This window comes from Grimontia sedimenti (assembly GCF_011045095.1).
Lineage (GTDB): Bacteria > Pseudomonadota > Gammaproteobacteria > Enterobacterales > Vibrionaceae > Enterovibrio > Enterovibrio sedimenti.
In genome coordinates, this window is record NZ_JAALDL010000006.1 from 55,236 (window position 1) to 81,198 (window position 25,963).

Here is a 25,963-nt window from a genome sequence, read left to right on the forward strand (position 1 = left end):
CATTGTTTTAACGAGGTTTAAATGTGAACGCCATTAAACCGGGTTTTGCTGGATTTATCGGTAATCGAAAGGGTTTTTCCTGGGATAGCAAAGTGCAAAATGTATCGATTCGGGCAAAAGGTCATTTTTTTTTGCCAGTCAATCTCGCTGAATCCTGCATCTTCAGGTTGTTTGGGTATACATGTTGAACGGAAAGATTTTTCCCTTTTTTTATTAAAGTATTACGTCGCAATACCGATACATAGGGGGTAAGAAGTCAAAGTCAGGTTCACATGCATATTCACGCGCTCGACAAAGCCCAACTCATTTCAGATATACAGCTCGGGGGAAATCTCAACCATGCTGTGTGTCAGGGCCGTCGTTCGGATTTTGCATTGATGTTGGCGTTGCTTTCTGGAGACGCTACCGAAACCACACCACTCAATCCCCCTTATCCAGAAAAGGTGACAGAAGCGCAGCTTCGAAAAGCGTTTGATCTTCCTGAACCTACCCGTCTGGTTGCTGAAGAAAGAGACTATGAACTCTGCGGTTCTCAGGCTGATGCCTTTCACAAAGCGGGTTTGGTCAGCGCAAAGCTGAATGACTGTGTAAGCCCTTCAGCATTACATTTTCCTGCTATTGGAACACACAATTTAGGGGAAGATGTTTATCATAATTTGTCAGGACATCAACGAAGACAATTAGATAGCGAAAATGGCAAGACTGCCGCACTGGATCCGGTAAATTTATATAATCAATTGGTGACAGCAAAGCGCTTCAATGAAATGCATATTCAAGCGTAATCTATTGATTTTATTACCACTAGAACGTTCCAATACCATACTCATCACACCAATTCAACTTCTTCCATTCGAAAAAATCAAACTGTGATCACTTACTAAAAAATCATTTTGCACACAGTTTGCACAACCTTTTTTGAACAAATTCACACCACTTTCGTCGATCATGGTCCAAGATTGTTATCCGCCTCTTAAAAAGCTGGGTATAAGTTGTTAGTCATCGTCGTATAACAATGAAGTGTGTCGGAAATATAATAGAAAGGTAAGACAATGGATATCGCTAAATCCGTCATTGTGATTACAGCTGCTGGGACTCCAACAGGTCGCGCTATGGCTGAACATTTTTGCAGGCTCAACGCCCGCGTTGCTCTCGTGGATACTGACGCAAGCCAACTTCAGGCTACTTACGATTCTTGTGTGAATGTTGGTGGTGTGTGTTTCTCATTCTTCCTTGCTAATCGCAGTGTGGAAAACATTTCCTACCTGTTTGAAGAGGTCAATCGTGAGATGGGAGCTGTGGATGTACTTATCAACTACTGGCAAGGCGGATCGCTGCCAAATTTGCTCGCCAGTCAGGAAGCTGCCAACGATGTAGTTAAAGATACCATTGCTGACGTTGCCTCTAACCTGTACCTGTTTGGACGTGGCGCAGCTTTTAATATGCTTAACAAAGGCCGCAAGGGCGTGATAGTGAATATCCCTGGCGTCCTTTCTTCCGGCAACAGTGCCCCAACGTTTGACAGCTCTAACGCTGTGATTAAAGGCCTGACCCGCAGCTGGGCACAAGAACTGGAACACGCGAACATTCGAGTAGGCGGCGTATTGCCAAGGCTACGCCAAAGTGATGAAGGTAACGTTCACTACCACCCTGCAGTGAACTACGACATGATTGATGGTGCCGCTTACATCGTCGAAAACGACAGTTTCACCGGCCGTATCTTAGAAGCAGCGAGTTAAACGGCTGGTGAAGTTTGCCGTAGCCGCTTCTATGCCCTGTTAAATTGAAGTGACAGCACATCAGGCGATTGGATAGGTCCCGTCGTCAGGGAGTTGTCACCTCAAAAGGGTATTGCCACTGCCAATAAAAAAGCCCGCTTACGCGGGCTTTCTCTTTATTTCTGAATCAGAAATTATGCTTTAGCAGCTTCTTTCTTTGCTTTCGCAGCTGGTTTAGCGGCTGCAGCGTTACGGTCTTCACTTTTCTTAATAACCGTAGTGCCTTCGAAAGTCTCACCTTCTACGAATGCTTTACCGTAGTAAGATGCCAGCAGAACTTCTTTCAGCTCAGTGATCAGAGGGTAGCGTGGGTTCGCACCAGTACATTGGTCATCGAACGCTTCAACTGCCAGCTCGTCAATCTTCGCCAGGAAGTCAGCTTCCTTCACACCCGCTTCCTGAATAGACATTGGGATATCCAGGTTGCCTTTCAGCTCGTCCAACCATGCCAGAAGACGTTGGATCTTCTGAGCCGTGCGGTCGCCCGCTTGAGTCAGACCCAGGTGGTCAGCCACTTCTGCGTAACGACGACGTGCTTGTGGACGGTCGTACTGAGAGAACGCAGTTTGCTTAGTTGGGTTGTCGTTTGCGTTGTAACGAACAACGTTAGAAATCAGCAGTGCGTTCGCCAGGCCGTGTGGCAGGTGGAACTCAGCACCGATTTTGTGCGCCATTGAGTGACATACACCCAGGAAGGCGTTCGCAAACGCGATACCAGCGATAGTTGCTGCGTTGTGCACTTTCTCACGAGCGATTGGGTCGTTTGCACCGTTCGCGTAGCTAGAAGGCAGGTATTCTTTCAGCATCTTCAGTGCTTGCAGAGCCTGACCGTCAGAGTATTCGTTCGCCAGAACAGATACGTAAGCTTCCAGTGCGTGAGTGACTGCGTCGTAACCACCGAATGCGGTCAGCGACTTAGGCATGTTCATCACCAGGTTCGCATCTACGATAGCCATTTGAGGCGTCAGCTCGTAGTCAGCCAGTGGGTATTTCGCACCGGTCTTGTCGTCAGTTACAACCGCGAATGGCGTCACTTCTGAACCTGTACCTGAAGTGGTAGTGATACATACCAGTTCCGCTTTCTTACCCATTTTAGGGAACTTGTAGATACGCTTACGGATGTCCATAAAGCGCATTGCCAGTTCTTCGAAATGCGTTTCTGGGTGCTCGTACATTACCCACATGATTTTCGCAGCATCCATTGGTGAACCACCGCCCAGTGCGATAATCACGTCTGGCTGGAAGCTTTGCATTGCTGCAGCACCTTTTTCTACTACAGTCAGCGTTGGGTCAGCTTCTACTTCGAAGAAGGTCTGTACTTCCATGCCTTGCGCTTTCAGCAGGGCAACAACTTCGTCTGAGTAACCGTTGTTGAACAGGAAGCGGTCAGTTACAACCATTGCGCGTTTCTTACCTTCCAGATCACCCAGTGCGATTGGCAGGCTGCCACGACGGAAGTAGATAGATTTCGGTAGTTTGTGCCACAGCATGTTTTCAGCTCGCTTCGCTACAGTTTTCTTGTTGATAAGGTGCTTAGGACCAACGTTCTCAGAGATTGAGTTACCACCCCAAGAACCACAACCCAGAGTCAGTGATGGTGCAACGTTGAAGTTGTACAGGTCACCGATACCACCGTGAGTGGTTGGGATGTTCACAAGAATACGTGCGGTTTTCAGCTTGTCGCCGAAGTATTTGATGCGCTCTTGGTTGACGTCTTGGTTGGTGTACAGGCCAGAGGTGTGGCCGATACCGCCGATTTCAACCATGGTGACTGCTTGAGCTACTGCGTCTTCAAAATCCGTTGCACGGAACAGACCCAGTGTTGGAGACAGTTTTTCGTGAGCAAATGCGTCATCAACAGACACTTTGTCCAGACCTTCACCTACCAGTACTTTGGTATCAGCTGGAACGGTTACGCCTGCCATTTCAGCAATCGCTGCAGCTGGCTGACCAACGATGTTTGCGTTCAGAGCGCCATCAATCAGCAGTACTTTACGTACTTTGTCTGCTTCATCTTTGCTCAGTACATAACCTTTGTGAGAAGCAAAACGCTCTTTCACTTCGTCGTATACAGCGTCAACAACGATCGCTGCCTGCTCAGAAGCACACACTACACCGTTATCGAAAGTCTTAGACATCAGGATAGAAGCAACTGCACGCTTGATGTCAGCTGTTTCGTCGATGACAACAGGAACGTTACCTGCACCTACGCCGATAGCTGGTTTACCAGAAGAGTAAGCCGCTTTAACCATGCCTGGGCCACCCGTTGCCAGGATCAGGTTGATGTCATCGTGCTTCATCAGCGCGTTAGACAGCTCTACTGAAGGCTGGTCAATCCAACCGATGATGTCTTTTGGTGCGCCCGCTGCCACTGCTGCGTCCAGAACCAGTTTAGCTGCATCATTAGTAGAGTTTTTCGCACGTGGGTGTGGCGAGAAGATAATACCGTTACGGGTCTTCAGAGAAATCAGAGATTTGAAGATCGCGGTAGAAGTCGGGTTGGTAGTTGGAACGATACCACAGATGATACCTACTGGCTCAGCGATAGTGAAAGTACCGAACTCGTCGTTCTCTTCCAAGATGCCGCAGGTTTTTTCATCTTTGTATTTGTTGTAGATGAATTCAGAAGCGAAGTGGTTTTTGATGACTTTGTCTTCGACAATACCCATGCCAGATTCCGCAACAGCTTGTTGAGCCAGAGGAATACGGGCGTTGTTAGCAGCCAAAGACGCAGCACGGAAGATTTTGTCTACTTGCTCTTGAGAGAAAGTTGCAAACTCTTTCTGCGCTTTCTTTACACGCTCAACCATTGCGTTGAGTTCGGCTACGTTAGTTACAGGCATAGTTGTCTCCTACATACCTAAAGATTGAAAATTATTTAGTAACTACATGCTCGTTTAGTTAGAGGCCTAAGCGTCACACTTCCTCAGTGAGCCTTGGCAAGCATTTAGTAAATAACTTTCAAAACTGATTATAGATTTTCACAAAAGCAGAAAATTGATCGGGATCATGTGTAGTAAACTTTCACAAAGATTTTCATCATCCGGTCAATAATCAATCAAATCACGCTATAATCGACGTTTTGAAAGCCTAAAACCACAAAAAAACTACGCGAATGTAACACATGCGTTTTGTGTCTCATACACCTGTATAACTTCTTTTTCGTATGTTGTCCCAGTTAGATTTTCAGATGTGACCGCTATCACATGCATAGATTGACAACTTAGCGTACCGAGAAGTTTCCAGCTCTTACATACCCGTTATATTTAGTACACTTATTGCTCATAGAGCCCGAAATACCTGACTTCCGAACCAGGAAAAAATATTTCTCGTTGACGCTGCCGCTGTGGATTGGCATTTCATCTTTCGACGTTATACTAGCGCCCAAGATTGGCACTTTTGCGATCCACATCTAATCCTTCCGTTTCTCAGATTCGAGTGTTTGGGAATGAATAGCATCGAACTTGTAATATTTTTTCAATTTTTCATTGGTTTGTTTGCCGCCGTGAACCCGTTGGGCATCATGCCTATCTTTGTTTCTTTAACTGCCCATCAGGATCCAGTTGAACGGAACAAGACTGCATATACGGCAAGTCTAGCCGTGGCTGCCATTCTGGTTGTCTCATTATTGGCGGGTCAGTTACTGCTGGATTTCTTCAGCATATCCCTGGACTCTTTCCGTGTAGCGGGTGGCCTGCTGCTGGTTAGCATTGCCTTCACCATGATGAGCGGTAAGCTGGGTGAAGATAAACAAAATAAACAGGAACAATCAGAGTCAGTTAGCCGCGAACAGATTGGTGTTGTGCCACTGGCGATGCCACTTCTGGCCGGCCCTGGCGCTATCAGTTCGACCATTGTTTATGCCAGCCGTTATCCAGGCTCTGTTGATACTTTTGGTCTTATCGCCAGTATTTGTATTTTTGCTGCGGGTATCTGGGGCTTACTGCGACTGGCACCAACCATCGTGAAGTTTCTGGGCCAGACTGGCATCAACGTCATCACCCGTATTATGGGTTTGATTCTGGCAGCTCTTGGTATTGAATTTATTGCCAATGGTCTTCGTGCCTTGTTCCCTGGCCTAAGCTAAACATTCCTTGTTTTATAGCCCGCTCATCTCCCGAGCGGGTTTCTCCTGCTAAACTTTTCATATCTAAATACTTTCCAGAGTACTTGGCATGAGCAGGAATGCTGTTCAGGAGACCCTTTACACCACCATTTTCGGCACTGAAACACGTGCTGGGAAAACCTTTGACATCATACTAATCATCATCATCCTCGCGTCTATTGCGGTATTGATGCTCGAGTCTGTCGGGGACATGCAAGCCAGGTATGGGGATTGGTTCTTCACTATCGAATGGGGATTCACACTCTTCTTTACTGTGGAGTATGCACTGCGTCTATACTGCTCCCCTGCCCCCAAGGCGTATGCAAAGAGCTTTTACGGCATCGTCGATTTGCTTGCCATTCTCCCAACCTATATTGCCATGCTCTTCCCAGGCGCAAATTATCTGATGGCAGTCCGATTGCTCCGGGTACTGCGTATATTCCGGGTTCTGAAATTGATGCGCTATCTGGAAGAATCAAACGTCTTATTGGCTGCGCTTAAATCTTCTGGCAGGAAAATCTTTATCTTCTTCTATGCTGTGATGGTGTTGGTGACCATCTTTGGATCATTGATGTTTGTTATTGAGGGTCCTGAGCATGGTTTTACCAGCATTCCTTACAGCATTTACTGGGCCATAGTGACCATGACGACGGTCGGATACGGCGATTTAGTGCCACAAACGGACATTGGCAAAGCATTGGCCTCGATAACCATGCTGATGGGTTACTCCATCATTGCGGTTCCCACTGGCATTATCACCGCTCAAATGGGGCAACATATGACGACACAAAGACAAACGACGCTTTGCCCCAATTGTTCTAAACCAGGGCACGAAAAGGACGCTGTTTTTTGTAAGTTTTGTGGTAGCGAACTAGCACAAAAAGAGAAAGAAACGTAAACCAAACCTTGATACCCAAACAGCCTGAATCTTCGGATTGTTTGGGTATATTCAACTCGGGTTAAGGTAGAAAGGATATTATCGTTACTAAGCCATCCAGAATGTGGTATCTCAACGCAATGAGCCATTTTTTGGTCGTACCAAAAGCTTGCATGATTTCCATTTTGTCCTTTTAGAAAATCATTCGCTTATCTCCCCTCTTGAGCTTCAAGCTTCCGGGAAGGCTTAATAACCAAAAAGCGGAGCCATTTGGCTCCGCTTTTTAGTTTCATTCACCCACTAGAACTTATATCGGACACCGGCTTGCAGCTGGTCATCGTTTGGCTTGCCATCCAAGCGGTTAAATTCATAACCCGCATAGCCAACAAAATTGTCAGTAACGTTGTACACACCTTCAATTGCGTTGTAGTCGACATCATGGGAAGCATTATCTGAATCGCGATAGTTGAAGACATACCGGAAGACATAGTCATTGACGTTATACGCCAGAGCAATCTCGTAGCCGTCTATATCAACGTTATCAACTTCACCGGCAACATAGAGAGCACCAATGTAGAAATCGTTGAAGGTATAAGATAGAGCTACGTCATATTGATCGACCTCGACACTGGCTAAACCAGTCCCAGTTCTCTGATCACCTGAAACATAACCGGCACCGATATCTAGGCCAATGGGGCTCTTGTAATAGACAGAGCCACCTGCAGAATCATTGTCCTTTTCGTCTGCAGCCACATAATTCAATGTCACTGTGACGCCCACTGGCGTTTCTACCATATAAACAAAGTTGTTTTCTAACTTGTCTTGGTTACCAACAACGATATCTGCCGCACTGCCACCAAAGGTTTCCATGATATCGGTAAAGTCAGTCAATATGACTTGAGAGGAATCTTGCTTACCGTATGAGAAAGCGCCAAAGTTGGTGTCAAAGCCAGCGTACATATAGCGGTTTTCGATATCGAAGCTGTCTGACGTCATTTCCGCTTCATAGAAGCCAAAAACACTAACACTGTCATTGACGCTGGTTTCTCCAGCAAAATGTAGCCTTGCACGGCTGATATCTTTAAACGAACTATCTCCCGCGTTAACCTCATTCGCATCGGAAACATTAAATCTCGGCTCGATTCGACCACCAATATCAAGTGCTGACTCATCACTGGAATAAACCGTGTATGCGTATGCATTAAAGCCCACTGCCGCGCCGATTATCGACGCTGTAATCATCGTTTTTTTCATTTCAATCATCCCTGCGGCTTTACAGCCGCTTGAGTTCCATCAAAACAACTGCACGTAATCGCGCCTACAACGATTAGAAAAATAATTACGACAAGCGCCTAAACATCATGCCTAGAATCGCTCAAAGCCAGTAAAAATGGGCTCCCATAAGTGAGATTATGAAAACAAACTCAATGAATAAGCGCTCTTATAGAAGTGTCGATGATGAATAGGAGGATTTAGGTGTCTTCATGCAAACAATTTGAGGAATAATTTTTTAATATACCCAAACAACCTGAAGATGCCGGATTCAGCGAGTTTGGGTATAGAGACAATGCATAAGGGAAGGAAGGAAATAAAAAACGGAGCAAGAAGCTCCGTTTTTTATTCTAAGCAATATGGCTTATTTACGACGCCAAGTAGTACCTGCTGCACCGTCTTCCAGAACGATACCCATAGCAGTCAATGCATCACGCGCTGCGTCTGCTGCCGCCCAATCTTTGCTTGCACGCGCATCATTACGTGCTTTGATCAGAGCTTCGATTTCCGCCACTTCATCATCGCCACCTGCATTGCCTTGCAGGAACGCTTCTGGGTCTTGCTCCAGCAAACCAAGCACTTCTGCCAGTTCACGCATGCGCGCTGCCAGTTTCGAGGCCGCTTCCACATCTTCCGCTTTCAGGCGGTTGATTTCACGCGCCATATCGAACAGCACTGAATACGCTTCTGGCGTGTTGAAGTCATCGTCCATCGCTGCTTTGAAGCGCTCGATGAAGTCTTCACCGCCTTCTGCCGTCACAGACAGATCAAGACCACGCAGTGAAGTGTAAAGACGCTCCATTGACGCACGTGCTTGCTTAAGGTTTTCTTCGCTATAGTTCAGCTGGCTACGGTAATGACCAGACATCAGGAAGTAACGCACAGTTTCCGCATCGTAGTGAGCGAGCACATCACGGATAGTGAAGAAGTTACCCAGTGATTTGGACATCTTCTCACGGTCAACCATCACCATACCGCTGTGCATCCAGGTATTTACGTACTGGGTGTCATGTGCACAGCAAGATTGCGCGATTTCATTCTCGTGGTGCGGGAACGTCAGATCTGAACCGCCGCCATGGATATCAAAATGATTACCCAGAATGGCAGAGTTCATTGCAGAACATTCAATGTGCCAGCCCGGGCGGCCTGGGCCCCATGGCGATTCCCAAGTCGGTTCACCCGGCTTGGACATTTTCCACAGTACGAAGTCCAACGGGCTTTTCTTCGCTTCTTCCACATCAACACGTGCACCTGCCTGAAGCTGGTCCAGATCCTGACGTGACAGCTTGCCGTATTCGTCAAACTTCGCCACTTCGAACAGCACGTCGCCGTTAGAAGCAACATAAGCGAAACCGCGCTCAATCAAACGCTCCACCAGCGCAATGATTTCATCGATGTACTGAGTGGCGCGCGGTTCAATATCTGGACGCTTCATGTTCAGCGCATCAAAGTCAGCATACATTTCACCGATCAGACGCTCAGTCAGTGAATCACAGCTTTCTCCGTTTTCAGCGGCTCGCTTGATGATCTTGTCATCGATGTCTGTGATGTTACGAACGAACTTCAGGTCATAGCCCAGAAAGCGCAGGTAACGCGAGACAACATCGAACGAAACGAAGGTGCGGCCATGGCCGATGTGACACAAATCGTAAATGGTAACCCCACACACATACATGCCAACCTTGCCAGGATGGATAGGTTTGAATTCTTCTTTTTTCTTGGTGAGGGAGTTGTAAATCTTCAACATGGTAGTCGGGTTACCCATTACAAATATTAAATGATAAGAGGAATGGCATATTACACCTTTTCCGCCGAGTTTAGGCAAGGGTGAACAGAGGCGCGCGTACAATTAAAGCATGCAGGCGCTATGCTGAGTCATAAGGCTGATTTTTCTGGTGTGATCAGTTGAATGTCACGACCACTAGGATAGAATCAAACGTTCAAAGCTAAACGCGAATTTATAGGAACAAATCATGGTTACGCTTCATACCAACTTTGGTGACATCAAAATCCAACTGAACAGCGAAAAAGCGCCAGTGACTGCAGAAAACTTCCTGCAATACTGCCGTGACGGTTTTTACAACGGCACTCTGTTCCACCGCGTCATCGACGGTTTCATGATTCAAGGCGGCGGCATGGCTTCTGGCATGCAAGAAAAAGAAACCAACGCACCGATTAAAAACGAAGCTAACAACGGCCTGAGCAACAAAGTAGGTACCATTGCAATGGCACGTACTATGGAACCGCATTCAGCGAGCTCTCAGTTCTTCATCAACGTTAACAACAACACCTTCCTGGATTTCAAATCTGAAACGCCAGACGGTTGGGGTTACTGTGTATTCGGTGAAGTGGTTGAAGGTATGGACGTGGTTAACAAGATCAAAGACGTTGCTACCGGTAACTGGGGTTACGTTCACCAGGACGTGCCTGTAGAAGAAGTGCTGATCGAAAGCGTGACTATCGAAGAATAAGGCACTGAGGGGCAGCAATGACTTGCTGCCCTTATATTATCTATGACCGTATTATTTATCTCTGATCTCCATCTCAGCCCTACCCATCCTGAAATTACCCAGTGCTTTTTGCGCTTTCTGAAAGAGGACGCCCCAAAGGCAAGTGCACTTTATGTGTTGGGCGACCTGTTTGAGTCCTGGATTGGTGACGACGACGGAACCCCGCTTCAAATTGAAGTGGCAGATGCTTTTAAAGCACTCAGCGATCTGGGTATCCCCATCTATTTCATTCATGGAAACCGCGATTTTTTGGTCGGCAAACGGTTTGCAAAAGCGTCGGGCATGACTCTGCTGCCTGAACACCATGTGATCGATTTATTCGGTAAGCCCACGCTCATCATGCATGGCGACACATTGTGTATTCAGGATGAAGGGTATCAGCGCTACCGTAAAAAAGTGCACAACCCGCTAATCCAGTGGCTGTTCTTTAGATTGCCGCTTTTCGTCAGGCGCCGTATCGGCGAAAAAATTCGCGCTGGTAGCACCAAAAGCAACATGGAAAAGTCGCAAGACATCATGGATGTCGACCAATCTGAAGTGCTGCGTGTGATGAAAGACAGTGGCGTGACGCAACTCATTCATGGTCACACCCACAGACCGGATATTCATGACATTCGCATTGGAAATGATCCGGCTCAACGAATCGTACTCGGTGATTGGTACACTCAAGGCTCTGTTTTGGTCTGTACCGAAGAAGGCTGCACGCTGCAAACCCGCGCGTTTTAAATACTCGATGAAAATCACGACGAGCTGACCGAACGGTCAAGATGAGAAAAGCATGAGTTTTCTCATTAATTTTCTTCGCGAAATATCAGCCATTATTAGCACTCTCGAATATGAGACCTGTTATACAATTGATTTCGTAATCCTCTTTAAGGAAACGTTGGCATTCTATGCGTTCAAACATTGCACGGCAGGCGATCTATAACTCAGAGCAAAAAGTCATTGCTTATGAGTTGTTGTTTCGCGAAGGCTGCTGTGATTCTTTTCCTTGTATCGAATCTGACTTCGCCACTGACAGTGTGCTGAATGATTTATTCTGCGAGACAACCGGCGGCGTCACGCGTGTTTCTGATGGTCTCCCCTGCTTCGTTAACTTCTGTTACGACAGCCTTATTCAAGGCAAAGCACTTAACTATCCAGCAGAAGAATTGGTTATTGAGGTGCTTGAAGATTGTGTGGCGGATGCTGAGCTTTACAAAGCACTGGAAGACCTAAGGTCCCACGGCTATCAAATCGCGTTTGACGATTTTATTCCGTCGTCTGACTGGCTCCCTTTCCTTCGATTAGCGGATTACGTGAAAATCGATTTCCGGGCACAGACCCTGACTCAGATTTCCCAGTTTGTCAGCAAGTATCGAAAGCGTTTTGACTTTAAACTACTGGCTGAAAAGATAGAGACTGACGAGGAATATCACGCAGCGCTTGAAATGGGCTTCGACCTGTTTCAGGGCTATCAACTGAGTAAACCTGAGCGCATTTTCTTTTCAAACGTCGCTTAACGTTCAATCATACCAATCACAGTAGGTAGCTGATCAGAAATAGCGCAGGAAAAATGCTCGAGAACAAGGCGGAAAATTTCGATAAGTAGTTATTCTACAATCAAATTTTTCAACGCAGTTATCGAGCATTTTAACAAGCTAGGATGAGCAAATATTTACTACGATTGGTATAAGCACTCCACATGAAAAAAGGAACCGTTCGGTTCCTTTTTTCTTTCAGGCAAATTGCCATTATTTCATCGTTGGCATAATAAAATCGGCGTTCGCCCTGAGCCCGGTTGGCCATCGCGCAGTGATCGCCTTGCGTCTAGTGTAGAAACGCACACCATCAGGACCGTGCACATGCAGTGAACCAAACAGTGAACGCTTCCAACCGCCAAAGCTGTGGAATGCCATTGGCACAGGGATGGGCACATTTACACCAACCATACCTACCTGAATTTCATGACAGAACTGACGCGCAGCATCACCATTTTGAGTGAAGATTGCCGTACCGTTACCAAACTCATGTTCATTAATCAGTTTCACCGCCGTCGCATAATCCGGTACGCGAACGACAGATAACACAGGCCCAAAAATTTCGTCGCGATAGATAGTCATCTCTGGTGTGACATTATCGAACAAGCAACCACCCAGGAAATAGCCATCTCCACCTTCAGCCTGAACGCCGCGGCCATCAACGAGGAGGTTCGCTCCTTCTTCCACACCTTTCGCCACATAGCCTTCCACTTTGCTCAGGTGTTCTTTCGTCACCAAAGGCCCCATTTCCATGCCTTCAATCACACCATTACCGACACGTAGTTCTTTCACTTTTGGCGTCAGTTTTTCAATCAGGGCATCCGCCACGTTGCCTACCGCAACCGCCACAGAAATTGCCATACAACGCTCACCGGCAGAACCATAAGCTGCACCCATCAACGCCGCAACCGCTTGATCCAGATCCGCATCCGGCATCACCACCATGTGGTTTTTCGCGCCGCCCAATGCCTGAACACGCTTACCATGCGCCGATGCCGTGCTGTAGATGTATTCAGCAATCGGAGTTGAACCCACAAAGCTGACCGCCTGCACATCTGGGTGAGTCAACAAGACATCTACGGCTTCTTTGTCGCCATTGACCACATTGAATACGCCATCTGGCAAACCCGCTTCAGTCAGCAGCTCTGCGATACGCAGCGTTGAACTTGGATCTTTTTCCGACGGCTTCATCACGAAGGTGTTACCACAGGCAATCGCAATCGGGAACATCCACATCGGCACCATCACCGGGAAGTTAAACGGCGAAATACCTGCCACCACACCCAAAGGTTGATTGAGTGACCAGGCATCAATGCCCGAGCCAATTTGCTCTGTCATTTCACCTTTCAACAAATGTGGAATACCGCAGGCAAATTCCACCACTTCCAGACCACGGGTCAGTTCACCTTTAGCATCTTCCAGCACCTTGCCGTGTTCTTTGGTGATAAGCGCAGCGAGCTCGTCGATGTTTTCTTCCACCAACGCCTTGAACTTAAACATCACACGGGCACGGCGAAGTGGCGACATTTCGGACCATGCAGGAAAAGCGGCTTTGGCAGAAGCAATTGCAGCTTCCGTTTCGGCAACTGATGCCAAAGAGACTTCGCCACTTTGCTCGCCGGTCGCAGGGTTAAACAGCGCTTGCTTGCGCTCGCTTTCGGCTGTGTATTTGCCATCAATGTAGTGCGTTACAGACATATCCTTATATCCCCTTAAAGTTAAATCGCTTGCTTGATGGCGCGTTCCAGCGTGCTGACCATCTGATCGATTTGTTTCGATTCCATAATAAGTGGCGGCGACATGGCGATGATGTCGCCCGAAGCGCGCACTAACACACCGTCGTAGAAACAGCGTGTAAAGATGTCATAACCGCGTTTACCGACTCCCTCACTGCTCGGCGCAAACTGAATGCCGGCAATCAAGCCTGTGTTTCGAACATCAATCACATTCGGCAAATTATCGAGCGAATGCAGTGCCTCTTCCCATTCAGTTTCCAGTTGCCTTGCGCGCTCGAACAGATTCTCGTCACGGTAAATATCGAGCGTTGCCAGCGCTGCTGCCGCCGCGACTGGGTGACCAGAATAGGTATAGCCGTGGAAAAGCTCGATCGTGTCTTCCGGCGCGGCGTTCATGCAGGCATCGTAAATACGGTCACTTACCAGAACAGCACCCATAGGGATCGCGCCATTGGTCAAGGCTTTCGCGGTAGTCATAATGTCCGGCGTGACATCCCAGCGCTGCGACGCAAAGGCATCACCCACACGGCCGAAGCCCGTGATCACTTCATCGAAGATCAACAGAATGTCGTGTTTGGCCGTGATTTCACGAAGACGTTTTAGATAACCTTTTGGCGGAAGAATAACCCCACCCGAGCCTGACATTGGCTCAACCATCACCGCTGCGATATTTTCAGCGCCGTGCAGGGCAATCAGCTGTTCCAGCACCTCGGCACGCTCTATACCATGATCAGGCAACCCTTTGGAAAACGCGTTTCGCTCGATGTCCAAAGTATGTGGAAGATGGGCAACACTCGGCAGCAACTGACTGTTAAACGCTTTGCGGTTATTCACCATACCGCCCACAGAAATACCGCCAAAACCTGTGCCGTGATAGCCCTGCTCGCGACCAATGAACATGGTGCGGTTGGCATGACCACGGGCCCGCTGATAGGCCAGTGCAATTTTCAACGCCGTATCGGCAGATTCAGAACCAGAGTTGGTGAAGAACACGCGGTTCAAATCGGCAGGTGCCAATTCTGCTAAACGTTCAGCGAGTTCAAATGGAAGAGGATGCCCCATCTGGAAGGTTGGCGCGTAGTCCAGCTCCTTAATTTGCTTGCTCACCGCGTCAGTGATTTGCTGACGGCTATGACCCGCGTTGCAGCACCACAATCCGGCCGTCGAATCCAGCACTGAATTCCCCTCAACGTCGGTGTAATACATGCCTTCTGCTTTTGCGAGTAAACGTGGCGTGGTTTTGTACTGACGGTTTGCGGTGAAAGGCATCCAGAAGTTGTCCAGACGTGCTCCTTCACTCTGTGGTTTGTTCACTGCCATAGTCAGGGTTCCTTGCTTGCTTCCGTTGTTAACAAGATGTTGCCTAGCGGCCAATATTTGCAATACTATGTCAAATATAACGAACAGTAAACGTGTTTTGTTCAATATCTAAAGAACAAATTGCACTAATTGTAAAATATTTTGAAATGGTGCACAGTGACCATATTCATCGCACATAACAGGGAAAAGGGGCTGCTATGACTTCGCACAAGTCTCGTCAAGACTGGGATGCACTCGCACAATCTATAACAATCAAAGGACAAGCATTTATCAATGGAGAATACCGTGATGCGGTCTCCGGAGAGACTTTTGCCTGCATCAGTCCAGTTGATGGTCGTGTGCTGGCCGATGTTGCCAGTTGCGATCTTGCTGACGCCAACCTCGCTGTCAGCAATGCCCGTGTAACGTTTGAGTCTGGTGTATGGGCTCACCTTCCTCCTGCCGAACGTAAGAAAATCGTGATCCGTTTTGCGGAATTAATTGAAGAAAACGGCGACGAACTGGCGCTCCTTGAAACGCTGGATATGGGCAAACCTATCCGCTATTCCAAAGCGGTTGATGTGAACGGCGCCGCCCGTGCTATTCGTTGGTCGGGTGAAGCCGTCGACAAGATTTACGACGAACTCGCCCCCACACCACACAATGAAATCGGTATGGTTACCCGCGAGCCAGTGGGCGTTGTTGCCGCTATCGTGCCTTGGAACTTCCCTATGCTGATGGCCTGTTGGAAGCTTGGCCCAGCCCTCGCCTCCGGTAACTCTGTTGTCCTCAAACCCTCAGAGAAATCTCCACTCACTGCCATCCGTCTTGGCGAACTTGCCATTGAGGCAGGTATGCCAAAAGGTGTGCTGAATGTACTCCCTGGCTTTGGGCACACAGTGGGCAAAGCGCTAGCGCTGCACATGGATGTCGATACTCTGGTGTTCACCGGCTCAACCAAAATCGCCAAACAACTGATGATTTATGCAGGCGAATCAAACATGAAGCGTGTCTGGCTGGAGGCTGGGGGTAAGAGCCCGAATATCGTCTTTGCTGATGCGCCAGATTTAGATGCTGCTGCCTCTGCTGCAGCCTCCGCCATTGCGTTCAACCAGGGCGAAGTCTGTACTGCAGGTTCACGCCTGTTGGTGGAAGCGTCTATCAAAGATGTCTTTATCGAGAAGGTCGTCGAAAACCTGAAAGGCTGGCAACCAGGACACCCGCTCGACCCGGACACTCAGGTCGGTGCTGTCGTTGACCAGCAGCAGTTGGATACCGTGCTTACCTATATTGATAAAGGCGCTCAAGACGGCGCCAAGATGGTATGTGGCGGCAGCCGTGTCATGGCAGAAACCGGCGGTTTATATGTCGAACCCACAGTGTTCGATAATGTGAACAATGATATGGCGATTGCCCGTGAAGAGATTTTCGGCCCTGTGCTGTCCGTGATCACCTTCGACACCCCAGAGCAGGCGATCGCGATTGCCAACGATACCGACTACGGTCTTGCCTCTGCGGTATGGACATCTGACATCGGCAAAGCACACAAAACCGCAAAAGCGTTGCGCACCGGCATGGTGTGGATTAACCATTATGATGGTGGCGACATGACAGCGCCATTTGGTGGCTACAAGCAATCAGGCAATGGACGTGATAAATCACTTCATGCGTTCGAGAAATACACAGAAGTGAAAGCCACCTGGATTGCGCTTTGATCTGACTAACACCTTTACTCGCACAAAAAAGACCGGCTCGATGAGCCGGTCTTTTGCATTCACTGAAGCAGTCTTATTTATCTTTCAGTTCGGTAGTGATAACGATTTTGCCTTCCAGCGTTTTGTGTACCGGACACTTATCGGCAATTTCCAATAAGCGCTGACGCTCGTCATCAGTTAAGTCACCAAACAGTTCGATTTCACGGGACATGACCTCAACCTTCGCGTTGTTTTCATCACAGTGCTCGCAATCCTCACCGTGCTGACGACTGTGCGACAGGGTCACTTTTACATCATCCAACGGCAGCTTTTTACGATTCGCATACATACGCAGCGTCATGGAAGTACACGCACCCAATCCAGCCAGCACATGTTCGTAAGGATCTGGTCCTAGATTATCGCCGCTGTAATCGACAGGTTCATCGGCAAACCACTGGTGATGGTCTGTTTGGATGGTACGGGTAAACTGTTTGTTATGCTCATGCACCAGCACCTCACCACGTTTCACGCCTTCTTCTGCCTCTTTGATCGGTGCTGCCCTGTCGATGTAGCGGTGTGACCAAGCCGCGATAAGCTCGGCCACATATTGCGCATCGTCTTTATTGGTAAGCAGGTGATCGGCAGAATCCAGCGTCACAAAGCTCTTAGGGTGCTTGGCGCGGGTGTAGATTTTCTCGGCTTCTTTAATAAGCACGATGTTATCAATTGGGGAATGCATCACCAGCAGCGGTACACGCAGGTTTTCGATATCGTCATTATCGGCGCGGATATCATCGAGGAACTGTTTCTTAATAGTGAAAGGACGACCTGCCAAAGAAAGTTCTGCTTCACCTTCGGCCTCAATTTGTTCCACATGCGCAGCAAACTGTTTTGACACATGTTCAGCATCTGCTGGCGCGCCAATGGTCGCCACCGCTGACACTTCTGGAATGCGATGTGCTGCTGACAACACTGCACGACCACCCAGACTATGACCAATCAGCAGCAGTGGCGCTTCATAGTTATCTCGCAGGAAATCTGCCGCTGCGACCAAATCATCAACGTTGGAAGAAAAGTTGGTATTGGCAAAATCACCGTCACTGCCGCCCAGCCCCGTGAAGTCAAAACGAAAGACCGCAAAGCCGATGTTCACTAAAGCACGTGAAATACGGGAAGCCGCCGCCACATCTTTTCCGCAGGTAAAGCAATGTGCAAACAAGGCATAGCCTCTCGCGTTTTGCTCTGGCGTCTCTAACATTCCGGCAAGTTCAAGCCCGTTGCTTTGAAAAGTTACCTTGCTTCTTTTTGCTGCCATTTCCGCCTCCCGGTTGTTTAATTCGCGTCATTTAGCTCACGCTAACACTCATAGACATGACCGGAACAGATCGCAAAAGATAACAAAGCGCCTCAGCCTTAAGCTTGAGACGCTTTGATGGGGTTTCGTATGAAATGAAAGGCTTAAGATAAAGCTTCTTTCAATCGATGATAAGTCATCCCGATAGCTAACAAAGGCGAACGCAGCAGAGGTCCACCAGGGAATGTCATATGTTTGACCTTGGCGAACACATCGAAACGCTCTGCGGTGCCTGAGATCGCTTCTGCGATGACTTTGCCTGCCATGTGCGTGGCATTCACACCATGACCGGAATACGCCTGTGCATAGAAGATATTCGGGGCATCCGGCAACCGGCCAATTTGTGGGAGACGATTAGCACCAATGCCAATCATGCCCCCCCATTCGAAATCGATACCCACGCCTTTCAGCTGCGGGAAAACCCGCTCAAGATTTGGCAACAGGGCTGCGGTGATGTCTTTGGGATCTTTTCCGGAATAGGTACATAGCCCACCAAACAGTAAGCGGTTGTCACCGGAGAGATGATAGTAATCAAGGGCGATGCTGAGATCGGCAAACGCCATGTTCTTCGGAATGGTGCTGGCGACCTGTTCGTCAGTGAGCGGTTCAGTGGCGATGATGTAACTGCCTGCTGGAAGCACCTTCCCACCTATATAAGGCTCCAGTTTGTGGCCGATATACGCGTTACCTGCCAGCAGCAGGTAATTGCAAGTTACTTGCCCTTGTGCCGTTTTCACGATGGGCTTTTGGCCCTTGATGATTTCCATGGCGGCACTGTCTTCGAAAAGCTGGACGCCAAGACCCACAGCGGCAGCCGCTTCACCTGTCACCAAGTTCAGAGGATGTAAATGACCACTGCCCATATCCAGCATGCCGCCAATGTAACGGTCAGACCCAATCACTTCTTCAAGATCTGCTTTTTCGAGCATGCGGATTTCATGAGGATATTGATTCGCGCTCAGATCATCAAAATCTTCCTGAAGCTCTTTCATGTGAGAGGGTTTCATTGCCAGATCGCAATATCCCATCGCGAGATCACAATCGATGCTGAACTCATCTACACGATCTTTGACGATCTGCACTGCTTCCAAACCCATCTGACTGATGGCGGCGACACCGTCTTTACCTATTTGATTAGTGAACTGCTCGATGCCATGGCCAATACCACGGATCAATTCGCCACCATTGCGGCCTGACGCCCCCCATCCAATCTTGTTCGCTTCCAGCACAGCCACGGAATAACCACGTTGAGCCAGCTCAATCGCACTATTTATGCCGCTGAATCCACCACCGACAATACACACATCCACACTGATTGATTCCGTCAAAGCAGGATAACGCTCGGGATATTTCGCAGTAGCTGCGTAATAAGAAGAAGTATGGGGAAGATTCGATGGTGTATGCGCCATGCCTTACATCCTTTGTAAAATATAATTAACAAAGACTATCGTATTTACATCGTTGTAGTGAAGCAAAAAATATACGCTTTACTTGCTATTCAATATCGGTTCATCACTGCTCTCCAAGAATAAGACAAGCTTTATTTGAGCTGACTCATCTGCTTTCATCAAAGAAAGACAATGATCAACAAGACGCATTGTTCGCCATGTATTGTTGATTAATATTTTTTACATAATGACGATAACATCACAAAACGCTTGATTACTGTCCCAGTGAAAGTAGGATTGCTCGTTCAAAATCTATTACAGTGATTGGGCACGCTTAAAAAACCCAATTAAAGCAGGGAGAGTCGAACATTGGACATTGGTGCAAACCTTAAAGCCGTTAGAAAAAGTCGCGGACTATCGCAACGCGAACTCGCTAAACGCGCAGGCGTAACCAACAGTACCATCTCGATGATTGAGAAAAACAGTGTCAGCCCATCGGTCAGCTCACTGAAAAAAGTCTTGTCCGGCATCCCTATGTCATTGGTCGAGTTCTTTTCAGCTGACATCGGTCAAACGGAATCTGCACCTGTCGTCTATCGTCAGCAAGATCTGCTCGAAATTGGCGACGAGTCTGTTTCTATGAAGCTCATTGGTAAAGAGTTCCCGAATCGCGCCATCTCGGTGCTTTCTGAAACCTATCCGCCAGGCGGGCATTCCGGTGAAGAAATGCTTCAGCATGAAGGTGAAGAAGCCGGCCTGGTGGTTGAAGGTAAACTCGAACTCACCGTCGGAGACGATATTTTCGTTCTGGAAGTGGGCGACAGCTATTACTTTGACAGTAATCGTCCACACCGTTTTGCCAACCCTTTCGATGCGACTTGCCGTCTGTTCAGCGCAACTACGCCCGCTAACTTCTAAGCAAGTCTAATTCCAGAAAACGCCCGACGACGGGCGTTTTCTTTCTAGATGCCAAATTTGTCCCGAACTGTGTAATACCAGGCTCCCAGTGCCGAAATGGTACGCTGAGAAGATGTCCACCGGGGAAAGGCAAGTGCGGCAAATCAGCAAACGCATCAAATCGCTCTGCCTGCCCCTTCAGCACTTCTGACATCAACCTTCCCGCTAAGTGGGTGTAAGTGACACCATGACCACTGCAGCCCTGTGAGTAATAAATATTGCTGCCAATACGCCCTACTTGCGGCAAACGGGACAAAGTCATTAGGAAATTACCCGTCCAACGGTAATCAATGTTCACACCGCTAAGCTGCGGAAAAGTCTTTAGCATTTTGGGTCGGATAATCGCATCTATGTCTGCTGGGTCACGCGCACCATAAACCACACCACCTCCATATATCAGCCGTTTGTCACCAGACAGCCGGAAGTAATCAAGAAGATAGTTACAGTCCTCCACGCAGTAATCCTGCGGCAGTAAACTTTGCGCCTGCTGATCGGTCAATGGTTCAGTGGCAATCACCTGTGTTCCACAGGGCATTGATTTCGCGCGAAGCTCTGGCATCAGGTTACCGAGGTAAGCATTGCCTGCTACGATGACGAAAGAAGCGGTAACAGAGCCTTGCTCCGTCACCACCTTCGCCGGCTCACCACGGTCAATGTTCACAACTGGCGAGTGCTCGTAGATTTTTCCACCCAAGCTTTCCACCGCGGCTGCTTCACCCAAGGCAAGGTTCAAGGGGTGAATGTGACCGCCTGATTTATCCAGCAGGCCACCAACATATCGCTCCGTATCGACAACCGAACGGATATCGCTTTCGCTGAGCATTTCCAGTTGGGTGTTGCCGTACTTTTCCCACAGCGCTTTTTGGCTTTCCAGTTCATGCATCTGCTTGGCATTGAGTGCGGCAAACACGCCGCCGTCCTTTAGATCGCACTGGATGTTATATTTCTCTACGCGCTCACGAATGATTTTCCCGCCTTCAAAGGCCATCTCGCCAAACAGACCAATCTTTTCTTTACCGACGGTTTTCTCAATCACATCAATATCGCGACTGAAGCTATTAACTATCTGGCCACCGTTGCGGCCTGATGCCCCCCAGCCAACTTTGGCGGCTTCCAGCACCACAACCTTGAAACCGGCTTCAAGTAAATGCAGTGCGGATGAAAGCCCCGTATAACCGGCACCAACAATGCAGATATCTGTAGTGATATCTTCATTCAGCACTTCGCGCAGCGCTGAAGTGTTGGCAGAAGCGGCGTAATACGAAGGCGCATGTGCCTGACTGGCTTCCTGTCTGGTGTGTTGAGACTGATTTTGTTGGTTCTGAATCGAACTGACTTGTTCCATGATGACAATCCTATTCCTGAAGCTCTTGGTTAAGGCGCTTCATGTCTTCAAGCGATTTTTGCTCTGCGCGACGTGCCACGTACCAGGACAAAAACGCAAACAACGACACAACCAAAATGATGATGGTGGCAAGTGCATTGATTTTCGGTGAAACCCCAAGCCTGACAGAAGAAAAGACCACCATAGGCAACGTGGTAGAGCCTGGCCCAGAGACGAAGCTCGCGATAACCAGATCATCAAGGGAAAGACTGAAGCTCAGAAGCCATCCCGCCACCAGCGCAGGGGCAATCATGGGTACCGTGATAACGAAGAAGACTTTAAACGGTGTCGCACCTAAATCCATACCTGCCTCTTCAATCGAGAAATCCAGTTCCCTGAGTCTTGAAGAGACCACCACTGCGACATATGCAGCACAGAAAGTAGAGTGCGCAATCCACACCGTGGTCATACCGCGCTCTGCTGGCCAGCCAAACAGCTCACCCATCTGCACAAACAGAAGCAGCAAGGACAAACCGATAATGACATCTGGCATAACAAGCGGTGCGGTGATCATATTGGAGAGTGTTAACCGTCCCCATGAACGTCGAAACCGCGTCATCACAAAGGCTGCCAGCGTACCGATAATCACCGCCATGGTAGAGCTATAGAACGCAATCCGGAGGCTGGTCCAAACCGCCTGCAGGATTTGCTCGTCTTTGAAAAGCTCGGCATACCATTTGGGTGAGAACCCACCCCAGACGGTGACCAGCTTAGAAGCATTAAAAGAGTAAATCACCAGGATCAGCATGGGCAGGTAAAGGAAAACCAAACCTACCCAAAGCATGACCGTCGAAAATTGCCAGCGTTTCATCGGTCAGCCTCCATGTCCTTGGACTGATAATGGTGGAATAGCGTGATTGGGATGATAAGCAAAAGCAGCATCACAATCGCCAATGCTGAGGCAACGGGCCAGTCACGGTTATTGAAGAACTCTTGCCACAACACTTTACCTATCATCAGGGTTTCAGGGCCGCCCAGAAGTTCAGGGATCACTACTTCACCCACCACGGGAATGAACACCAGCATAGAGCCTGCGATAATGCCGCCTTTCGACAGCGGTAAGGTCACTTTCCAGAAGGTGTTGAAGTTGCGTGAACCCAGGTCTGCCGCGGCTTCCAACAAGCTGCCATCCAGCTTCACCAGATTGGCGTATAGCGGAAGCACCATAAATGGCAGGTAGGTATACACAATGCCGATATACACTGCGGTGTTGGTGTTCAAGATCTGAATCGGATCGGATATCACGCCCAGCCACATCAGGGTATTGTTGATGATCCCTGTGTTACTGAGTAGACCCATCCAGGCATACACACGGATCAAAAATGAGGTCCATGATGGCAACATGATCAGCAGCAAAAGCACCGTTTGCATTCTCGCTGGCGCGCGGGCAATCGCATACGCCATGGGGTAACCCAAAAGCAAACAGCCTAGCGTTGATACAAAGGCGATTTTTACCGAGCTCAGATAGGCAAGGTAATAGAGATCGTCATCCAGAATCCGCAAATAGTTCTCGAGATTCAGGGTGATTTCGATGACTTCATCAACATAAGCAACGATGGCTTCATAGGGAGGAATGGCCAACGCAGCCATCGAAAAACTGATTTTAAATACGATAAGAAATGGCACAGCAAAAAAGAGCAGCAGCCAAAGGTATGGAATACCCATGGTGATGTGCCGTCCCTTGGGAAACAGCATCTTATTTTTGTGCGGCGCTTTGCTTGGTGCTGGCGATTTGGTCTGGGAATTCGTCAAGGTCGTCATACGCGCAATACCACACCACCGGTGGCCTCCCAACTGATGAAGACTTCGTCGTCCCAGGTTGGACGGTCTTGATGGCGTGAAACATTAGCCATGCTGCACATCACCACTTTGTTGCTTGGTAACTTCACGTAGTACATGGATGTGCCGCCAAGATAAGCAATGTCATGAACGGTGCCTTTAGACCAGTTGTATTCACCGTCCGGTTGCTCTCGGCTAATAAAAGCTTTTTCAGGGCGAACTGCCAGCCAGACTTTTCTGTCTTCCACATTGGTTGCCACACCGTGACCCACGTAGATTTGTTGCGCTGTGTCGCTGGACGAAATGACACAGTGATCGGTTTCATCCACCACGATCTCGCCTTCAAACAGGTTCACCGAACCAATGAATTCGGCAATCATGCAGCTGTTTGGTGACTCGTAAATATCTGTAGGTGTGCCAGTTTGGGCAATCCAGCCTTCATGCATGATGGCAATGCGCCCTGCCATGGTCATGGCTTCTTCCTGATCGTGTGTCACCATCACACAGGTCACGCCAACACGCTCAAGTATATCTACCACTTCCAGCTGCATCTGGTTACGGAGCTTCTTATCCAATGCGCCCATTGGCTCATCAAGCAGTAAGAGTTTCGGGCGTTTCGCCAAAGATCGAGCCAGCGCTACACGCTGACGCTGACCACCTGACAATTGGTGCGGCTTACGCTTGGCGTATTGCTCCATGTGCACCAGTTTCAGCATCTCTTTAACCCGATCCTGAATTTCGGCTTTCTTGAGCTTGTCCTGCTTGAGGCCAAACGCAATATTCTGTTCAACCGTCATATGCGGAAACAAAGCGTAGGACTGGAACATCATGTTGATGGGCCTGTCATAGGGTGCCATATCGGTGATGTCTTCCCCATCGAGATAGATGCGTCCGCTCGATGGGGTTTCAAAACCTGCCAACATGCGAAGTAAGGTCGATTTCCCAGAGCCAGAGCCTCCAAGCAAGGAGAAAATCTCGCCTTTCTCGATCGTCAAGGAAACATCATCCACCGCACGGACATCCCCGAACAGCTTGCTGACACGATCAATTTTCAACAACTCCGGCTTAATCGCGCCGTTGCCATTTCCATTTGGGTTACTGGTCACTGTTTCATCCTCCCTGCGACTACCCGAAACACACAAAAACAGGGAGCTGAATCCTCAGCTCCCTTGCAAGCCATTACTGGCCCGTTTTCATGCGTGTCCAGGTGCGGTTGGACGTGCGACTGATTTTCAGCGGAAGCACTTCTGAGACAAAGAGCTTGTCCATCACTTCCTGGGGCGGATAAATAGAAGGGTTGTTCAGAACTTCCGGGTCAACCAGCTTGTTAGAGGCCGGATTTGGGTTCGCGTAGGCTACGTAATCTGTGATTGGCGCGATCACTTCTGGACGCATGATGTAGTTCATAAAGGCATGGGCGTTTTTGGCATTTTTCGCATCTGCCGGTATCGCCATCATGTCGAACCAAAGCTGTGCGCCTTTGCTTGGAATCGAGTAGTCAATCACCTGACCATTGCCCGCTTCTTCCGCACGATAAGCCGCCTGGAAGATGTCACCGGAGAAGCCGTAAGCCAGACAAATATCGCCGTTCGCTAAATCGGTAATGTAGCGTGAAGAATGGAAGTAGGTCACGTAAGGGCGGATTTTCGCCAGCGCTTCACCTGCTTCCTTGTAATCGCCTTTCTTGGTGGAATTAGGATCTTTGCCGATGTATTGCAGTACCTGAGGCATCACCTCATCGGCAGAATCTACGACTGCAATGCCGCAATCTTTAAGCTTTGCGGCATATTTAGGGTCTAGCAGCAGATCCAGCTTGTTTTCTGGGATGTCGTCGCCCAAACGTTCTTTTACTTTATCGACGTTGTAGCCAATGCCATTCGTGCCCCACATGTAGGGAATCGCATATTGGTTACCCGGGTCAGCCATTTCCAAGCGCTTCATCAGTTTCGGGTCCAGGTTACCACTGTTGGTCAAAAGACTCTTATCCAGGGGCTGGAAAGCACCCGCTTTGATTTGTTTGGCGAGGAAGTTATTCGAAGGGACAACTAAATCATAACCTGAGTTACCCGACAGCAGCTTGGCTTCCAGCACGTCATTGCTGTCGTAAACATCATAGGTGACCTTGATGCCAGTCTCTTTCTCGAAGTTTTCTATCGTGTCTTCCGCGATATAGTCACTCCAATTGTAAATTCGAAGGATTTCTTCAGCCTGTAGCCCGGTTGAAACCATCAATCCTGCCAACACAACGGCAGAAATTTTGTTGCGGATTACCATCTTCATGTTTTCTCCTTTTGGCTCGAATCCCATCGAGCG

20 protein-coding genes and 1 pseudogene are annotated in these 25,963 nt (G+C 48.5%); 9 read left to right on the forward strand and 12 right to left on the reverse strand.

Annotated elements, in window-relative coordinates:
* Positions 1 to 272: 272 nt before the first annotated feature.
* Together G5S52_RS09975 and G5S52_RS09980 are read left to right on the forward strand one after the other, a co-directional pair.
* Positions 273 to 782, forward strand: a complete 510-nt coding sequence (locus G5S52_RS09975; RefSeq protein ID WP_165013194.1) for a VC2046/SO_2500 family protein — start codon at positions 273 to 275, stop codon at positions 780 to 782.
* Positions 783 to 1,049: 267 nt separating this feature from the next.
* Positions 1,050 to 1,736: an SDR family NAD(P)-dependent oxidoreductase gene (locus G5S52_RS09980; protein WP_002542671.1), complete on the forward strand. Its 687-nt coding sequence runs from the start codon at positions 1,050 to 1,052 to the stop codon at positions 1,734 to 1,736.
* A gap of 173 nt (positions 1,737 to 1,909) precedes the next feature.
* Here G5S52_RS09980 and adhE read toward each other — a convergent pair whose 3' ends face one another.
* Positions 1,910 to 4,618, reverse strand: a complete 2,709-nt coding sequence (gene adhE, locus G5S52_RS09985) for a bifunctional acetaldehyde-CoA/alcohol dehydrogenase (RefSeq protein ID WP_165013196.1) — start codon at positions 4,616 to 4,618, stop codon at positions 1,910 to 1,912.
* Positions 4,619 to 5,223: 605 nt separating this feature from the next.
* Between adhE and G5S52_RS09990 the strand changes: the two genes are divergently transcribed.
* Positions 5,224 to 5,862 carry a YchE family NAAT transporter gene (locus G5S52_RS09990; RefSeq protein WP_002542673.1) on the forward strand — a complete coding sequence of 213 codons (639 nt, stop codon included), beginning with the start codon at positions 5,224 to 5,226 and terminating at the stop codon, positions 5,860 to 5,862.
* A gap of 88 nt (positions 5,863 to 5,950) precedes the next feature.
* Positions 5,951 to 6,778 carry an ion transporter gene (locus G5S52_RS09995; protein WP_165013198.1) on the forward strand — a complete coding sequence of 276 codons (828 nt, stop codon included), beginning with the start codon at positions 5,951 to 5,953 and terminating at the stop codon, positions 6,776 to 6,778.
* 279 nt (positions 6,779 to 7,057) lie between these two features.
* Here G5S52_RS09995 and G5S52_RS10000 read toward each other — a convergent pair whose 3' ends face one another.
* Positions 7,058 to 8,011: a porin gene (locus tag G5S52_RS10000; RefSeq protein WP_165013200.1), complete on the reverse strand. Its 954-nt coding sequence runs from the start codon at positions 8,009 to 8,011 to the stop codon at positions 7,058 to 7,060.
* Positions 8,012 to 8,393: 382 nt separating this feature from the next.
* Positions 8,394 to 9,776, reverse strand: coding sequence for a cysteine--tRNA ligase (gene cysS / locus G5S52_RS10005; protein WP_165013202.1), 1,383 nt, complete (start codon positions 9,774 to 9,776; stop codon positions 8,394 to 8,396).
* Positions 9,777 to 10,002: 226 nt separating this feature from the next.
* Between cysS and G5S52_RS10010 the strand changes: the two genes are divergently transcribed.
* The 3 genes from G5S52_RS10010 (at position 10,003) to G5S52_RS10020 (ending at position 12,041) form a co-directional block, all read left to right on the forward strand.
* Positions 10,003 to 10,500, forward strand: coding sequence for a peptidylprolyl isomerase (locus G5S52_RS10010; RefSeq protein ID WP_002542184.1), 498 nt, complete (start codon positions 10,003 to 10,005; stop codon positions 10,498 to 10,500).
* Positions 10,501 to 10,542: 42 nt separating this feature from the next.
* Positions 10,543 to 11,265, forward strand: a complete 723-nt coding sequence (gene lpxH / locus G5S52_RS10015) for a UDP-2,3-diacylglucosamine diphosphatase (RefSeq protein WP_165013204.1) — start codon at positions 10,543 to 10,545, stop codon at positions 11,263 to 11,265.
* Between the two features lie 167 nt (positions 11,266 to 11,432).
* A complete protein-coding gene (locus G5S52_RS10020) occupies positions 11,433 to 12,041 on the forward strand; it encodes an EAL and HDOD domain-containing protein (protein WP_165013206.1) in 609 nt (202 codons plus the stop codon).
* A gap of 231 nt (positions 12,042 to 12,272) precedes the next feature.
* Here the strand turns inward: G5S52_RS10020 and G5S52_RS10025 are convergent, their stop codons facing one another.
* Complete coding sequence (locus G5S52_RS10025; protein ID WP_165013208.1) at positions 12,273 to 13,757, reverse strand: CoA-acylating methylmalonate-semialdehyde dehydrogenase; 1,485 nt, start codon at positions 13,755 to 13,757, stop codon at positions 12,273 to 12,275.
* A 20-nt stretch (positions 13,758 to 13,777) separates the two neighbouring features.
* Complete coding sequence (aptA, locus tag G5S52_RS10030) at positions 13,778 to 15,115, reverse strand: omega-aminotransferase AptA (RefSeq protein ID WP_165013211.1); 1,338 nt, start codon at positions 15,113 to 15,115, stop codon at positions 13,778 to 13,780.
* Between the two features lie 197 nt (positions 15,116 to 15,312).
* Here aptA and G5S52_RS10035 point away from each other — a divergent pair, with 197 nt between their 5' ends.
* Positions 15,313 to 16,809: an aldehyde dehydrogenase gene (locus G5S52_RS10035; protein WP_165013213.1), complete on the forward strand. Its 1,497-nt coding sequence runs from the start codon at positions 15,313 to 15,315 to the stop codon at positions 16,807 to 16,809.
* 73 nt (positions 16,810 to 16,882) lie between these two features.
* On the opposite strand, the gene G5S52_RS10040 is transcribed toward G5S52_RS10035, so the two are convergent.
* Both G5S52_RS10040 and G5S52_RS10045 read right to left on the reverse strand, forming a co-directional pair.
* Entirely contained in the window at positions 16,883 to 18,103 is a 1,221-nt protein-coding gene (locus tag G5S52_RS10040; RefSeq protein WP_165013215.1) for a bifunctional alpha/beta hydrolase/OsmC family protein, read from the reverse strand.
* A 143-nt stretch (positions 18,104 to 18,246) separates the two neighbouring features.
* The gene (locus G5S52_RS10045; protein WP_165013217.1) at positions 18,247 to 19,551 is read right to left on the reverse strand and encodes an NAD(P)/FAD-dependent oxidoreductase; all 1,305 of its coding nucleotides are present in this window, start codon (positions 19,549 to 19,551) and stop codon (positions 18,247 to 18,249) included.
* Between the two features lie 348 nt (positions 19,552 to 19,899).
* Between G5S52_RS10045 and G5S52_RS10050 the strand changes: the two genes are divergently transcribed.
* The gene (locus tag G5S52_RS10050) at positions 19,900 to 20,448 is read left to right on the forward strand and encodes a cupin domain-containing protein (RefSeq protein WP_062662571.1); all 549 of its coding nucleotides are present in this window, start codon (positions 19,900 to 19,902) and stop codon (positions 20,446 to 20,448) included.
* Between the two features lie 44 nt (positions 20,449 to 20,492).
* Here the strand turns inward: G5S52_RS10050 and G5S52_RS10055 are convergent.
* The 5 genes and pseudogenes from G5S52_RS10055 to G5S52_RS10075 all read right to left on the reverse strand — a co-directional run bounded on the left by G5S52_RS10055 (position 20,493) and on the right by G5S52_RS10075 (position 25,930).
* Positions 20,493 to 21,832: pseudogene (locus G5S52_RS10055) on the reverse strand (NAD(P)/FAD-dependent oxidoreductase).
* Positions 21,833 to 21,842: 10 nt separating this feature from the next.
* On the reverse strand, positions 21,843 to 22,682 hold the full coding sequence (locus G5S52_RS10060; protein ID WP_002542171.1) for an ABC transporter permease subunit: 840 nt from the start codon (positions 22,680 to 22,682) through the stop codon (positions 21,843 to 21,845).
* Positions 22,679 to 23,536, reverse strand: coding sequence for an ABC transporter permease subunit (locus G5S52_RS10065; protein ID WP_002542170.1), 858 nt, complete (start codon positions 23,534 to 23,536; stop codon positions 22,679 to 22,681). Before G5S52_RS10065 ends, G5S52_RS10060 begins: the two co-directional genes overlap by 4 nt.
* A gap of 92 nt (positions 23,537 to 23,628) precedes the next feature.
* Complete coding sequence (locus G5S52_RS10070; protein ID WP_165013219.1) at positions 23,629 to 24,756, reverse strand: ABC transporter ATP-binding protein; 1,128 nt, start codon at positions 24,754 to 24,756, stop codon at positions 23,629 to 23,631.
* Between the two features lie 73 nt (positions 24,757 to 24,829).
* Positions 24,830 to 25,930, reverse strand: coding sequence for a polyamine ABC transporter substrate-binding protein (locus tag G5S52_RS10075; protein WP_165013221.1), 1,101 nt, complete (start codon positions 25,928 to 25,930; stop codon positions 24,830 to 24,832).
* Positions 25,931 to 25,963 lie beyond the last annotated feature (33 nt).

Coding starts and splice junctions, on each gene's coding strand:
- G5S52_RS10040 (WP_165013215.1), bottom strand. CDS start 18,103: ATGGCAGCAAAAAGAAGCAAGGTAACTTTTCAAAGCAACGGGCTTGAA.
- G5S52_RS10000 (WP_165013200.1), bottom strand. CDS start 8,011: ATGAAAAAAACGATGATTACAGCGTCGATAATCGGCGCGGCAGTGGGC.
- G5S52_RS10045 (WP_165013217.1), bottom strand. CDS start 19,551: ATGGCGCATACACCATCGAATCTTCCCCATACTTCTTCTTATTACGCA.
- G5S52_RS10035 (WP_165013213.1), top strand. CDS start 15,313: ATGACTTCGCACAAGTCTCGTCAAGACTGGGATGCACTCGCACAATCT.
- G5S52_RS09980 (WP_002542671.1), top strand. CDS start 1,050: ATGGATATCGCTAAATCCGTCATTGTGATTACAGCTGCTGGGACTCCA.
- lpxH (WP_165013204.1), top strand. CDS start 10,543: ATGACCGTATTATTTATCTCTGATCTCCATCTCAGCCCTACCCATCCT.
- G5S52_RS10020 (WP_165013206.1), top strand. CDS start 11,433: ATGCGTTCAAACATTGCACGGCAGGCGATCTATAACTCAGAGCAAAAA.
- G5S52_RS09975 (WP_165013194.1), top strand. CDS start 273: ATGCATATTCACGCGCTCGACAAAGCCCAACTCATTTCAGATATACAG.
- G5S52_RS10060 (WP_002542171.1), bottom strand. CDS start 22,682: ATGAAACGCTGGCAATTTTCGACGGTCATGCTTTGGGTAGGTTTGGTT.
- G5S52_RS10065 (WP_002542170.1), bottom strand. CDS start 23,536: ATGGGTATTCCATACCTTTGGCTGCTGCTCTTTTTTGCTGTGCCATTT.
- G5S52_RS09995 (WP_165013198.1), top strand. CDS start 5,951: ATGAGCAGGAATGCTGTTCAGGAGACCCTTTACACCACCATTTTCGGC.
- G5S52_RS10075 (WP_165013221.1), bottom strand. CDS start 25,930: ATGAAGATGGTAATCCGCAACAAAATTTCTGCCGTTGTGTTGGCAGGA.
- cysS (WP_165013202.1), bottom strand. CDS start 9,776: ATGTTGAAGATTTACAACTCCCTCACCAAGAAAAAAGAAGAATTCAAA.
- aptA (WP_165013211.1), bottom strand. CDS start 15,115: ATGGCAGTGAACAAACCACAGAGTGAAGGAGCACGTCTGGACAACTTC.
- G5S52_RS10025 (WP_165013208.1), bottom strand. CDS start 13,757: ATGTCTGTAACGCACTACATTGATGGCAAATACACAGCCGAAAGCGAG.
- G5S52_RS09990 (WP_002542673.1), top strand. CDS start 5,224: ATGAATAGCATCGAACTTGTAATATTTTTTCAATTTTTCATTGGTTTG.
- G5S52_RS10010 (WP_002542184.1), top strand. CDS start 10,003: ATGGTTACGCTTCATACCAACTTTGGTGACATCAAAATCCAACTGAAC.
- adhE (WP_165013196.1), bottom strand. CDS start 4,618: ATGCCTGTAACTAACGTAGCCGAACTCAACGCAATGGTTGAGCGTGTA.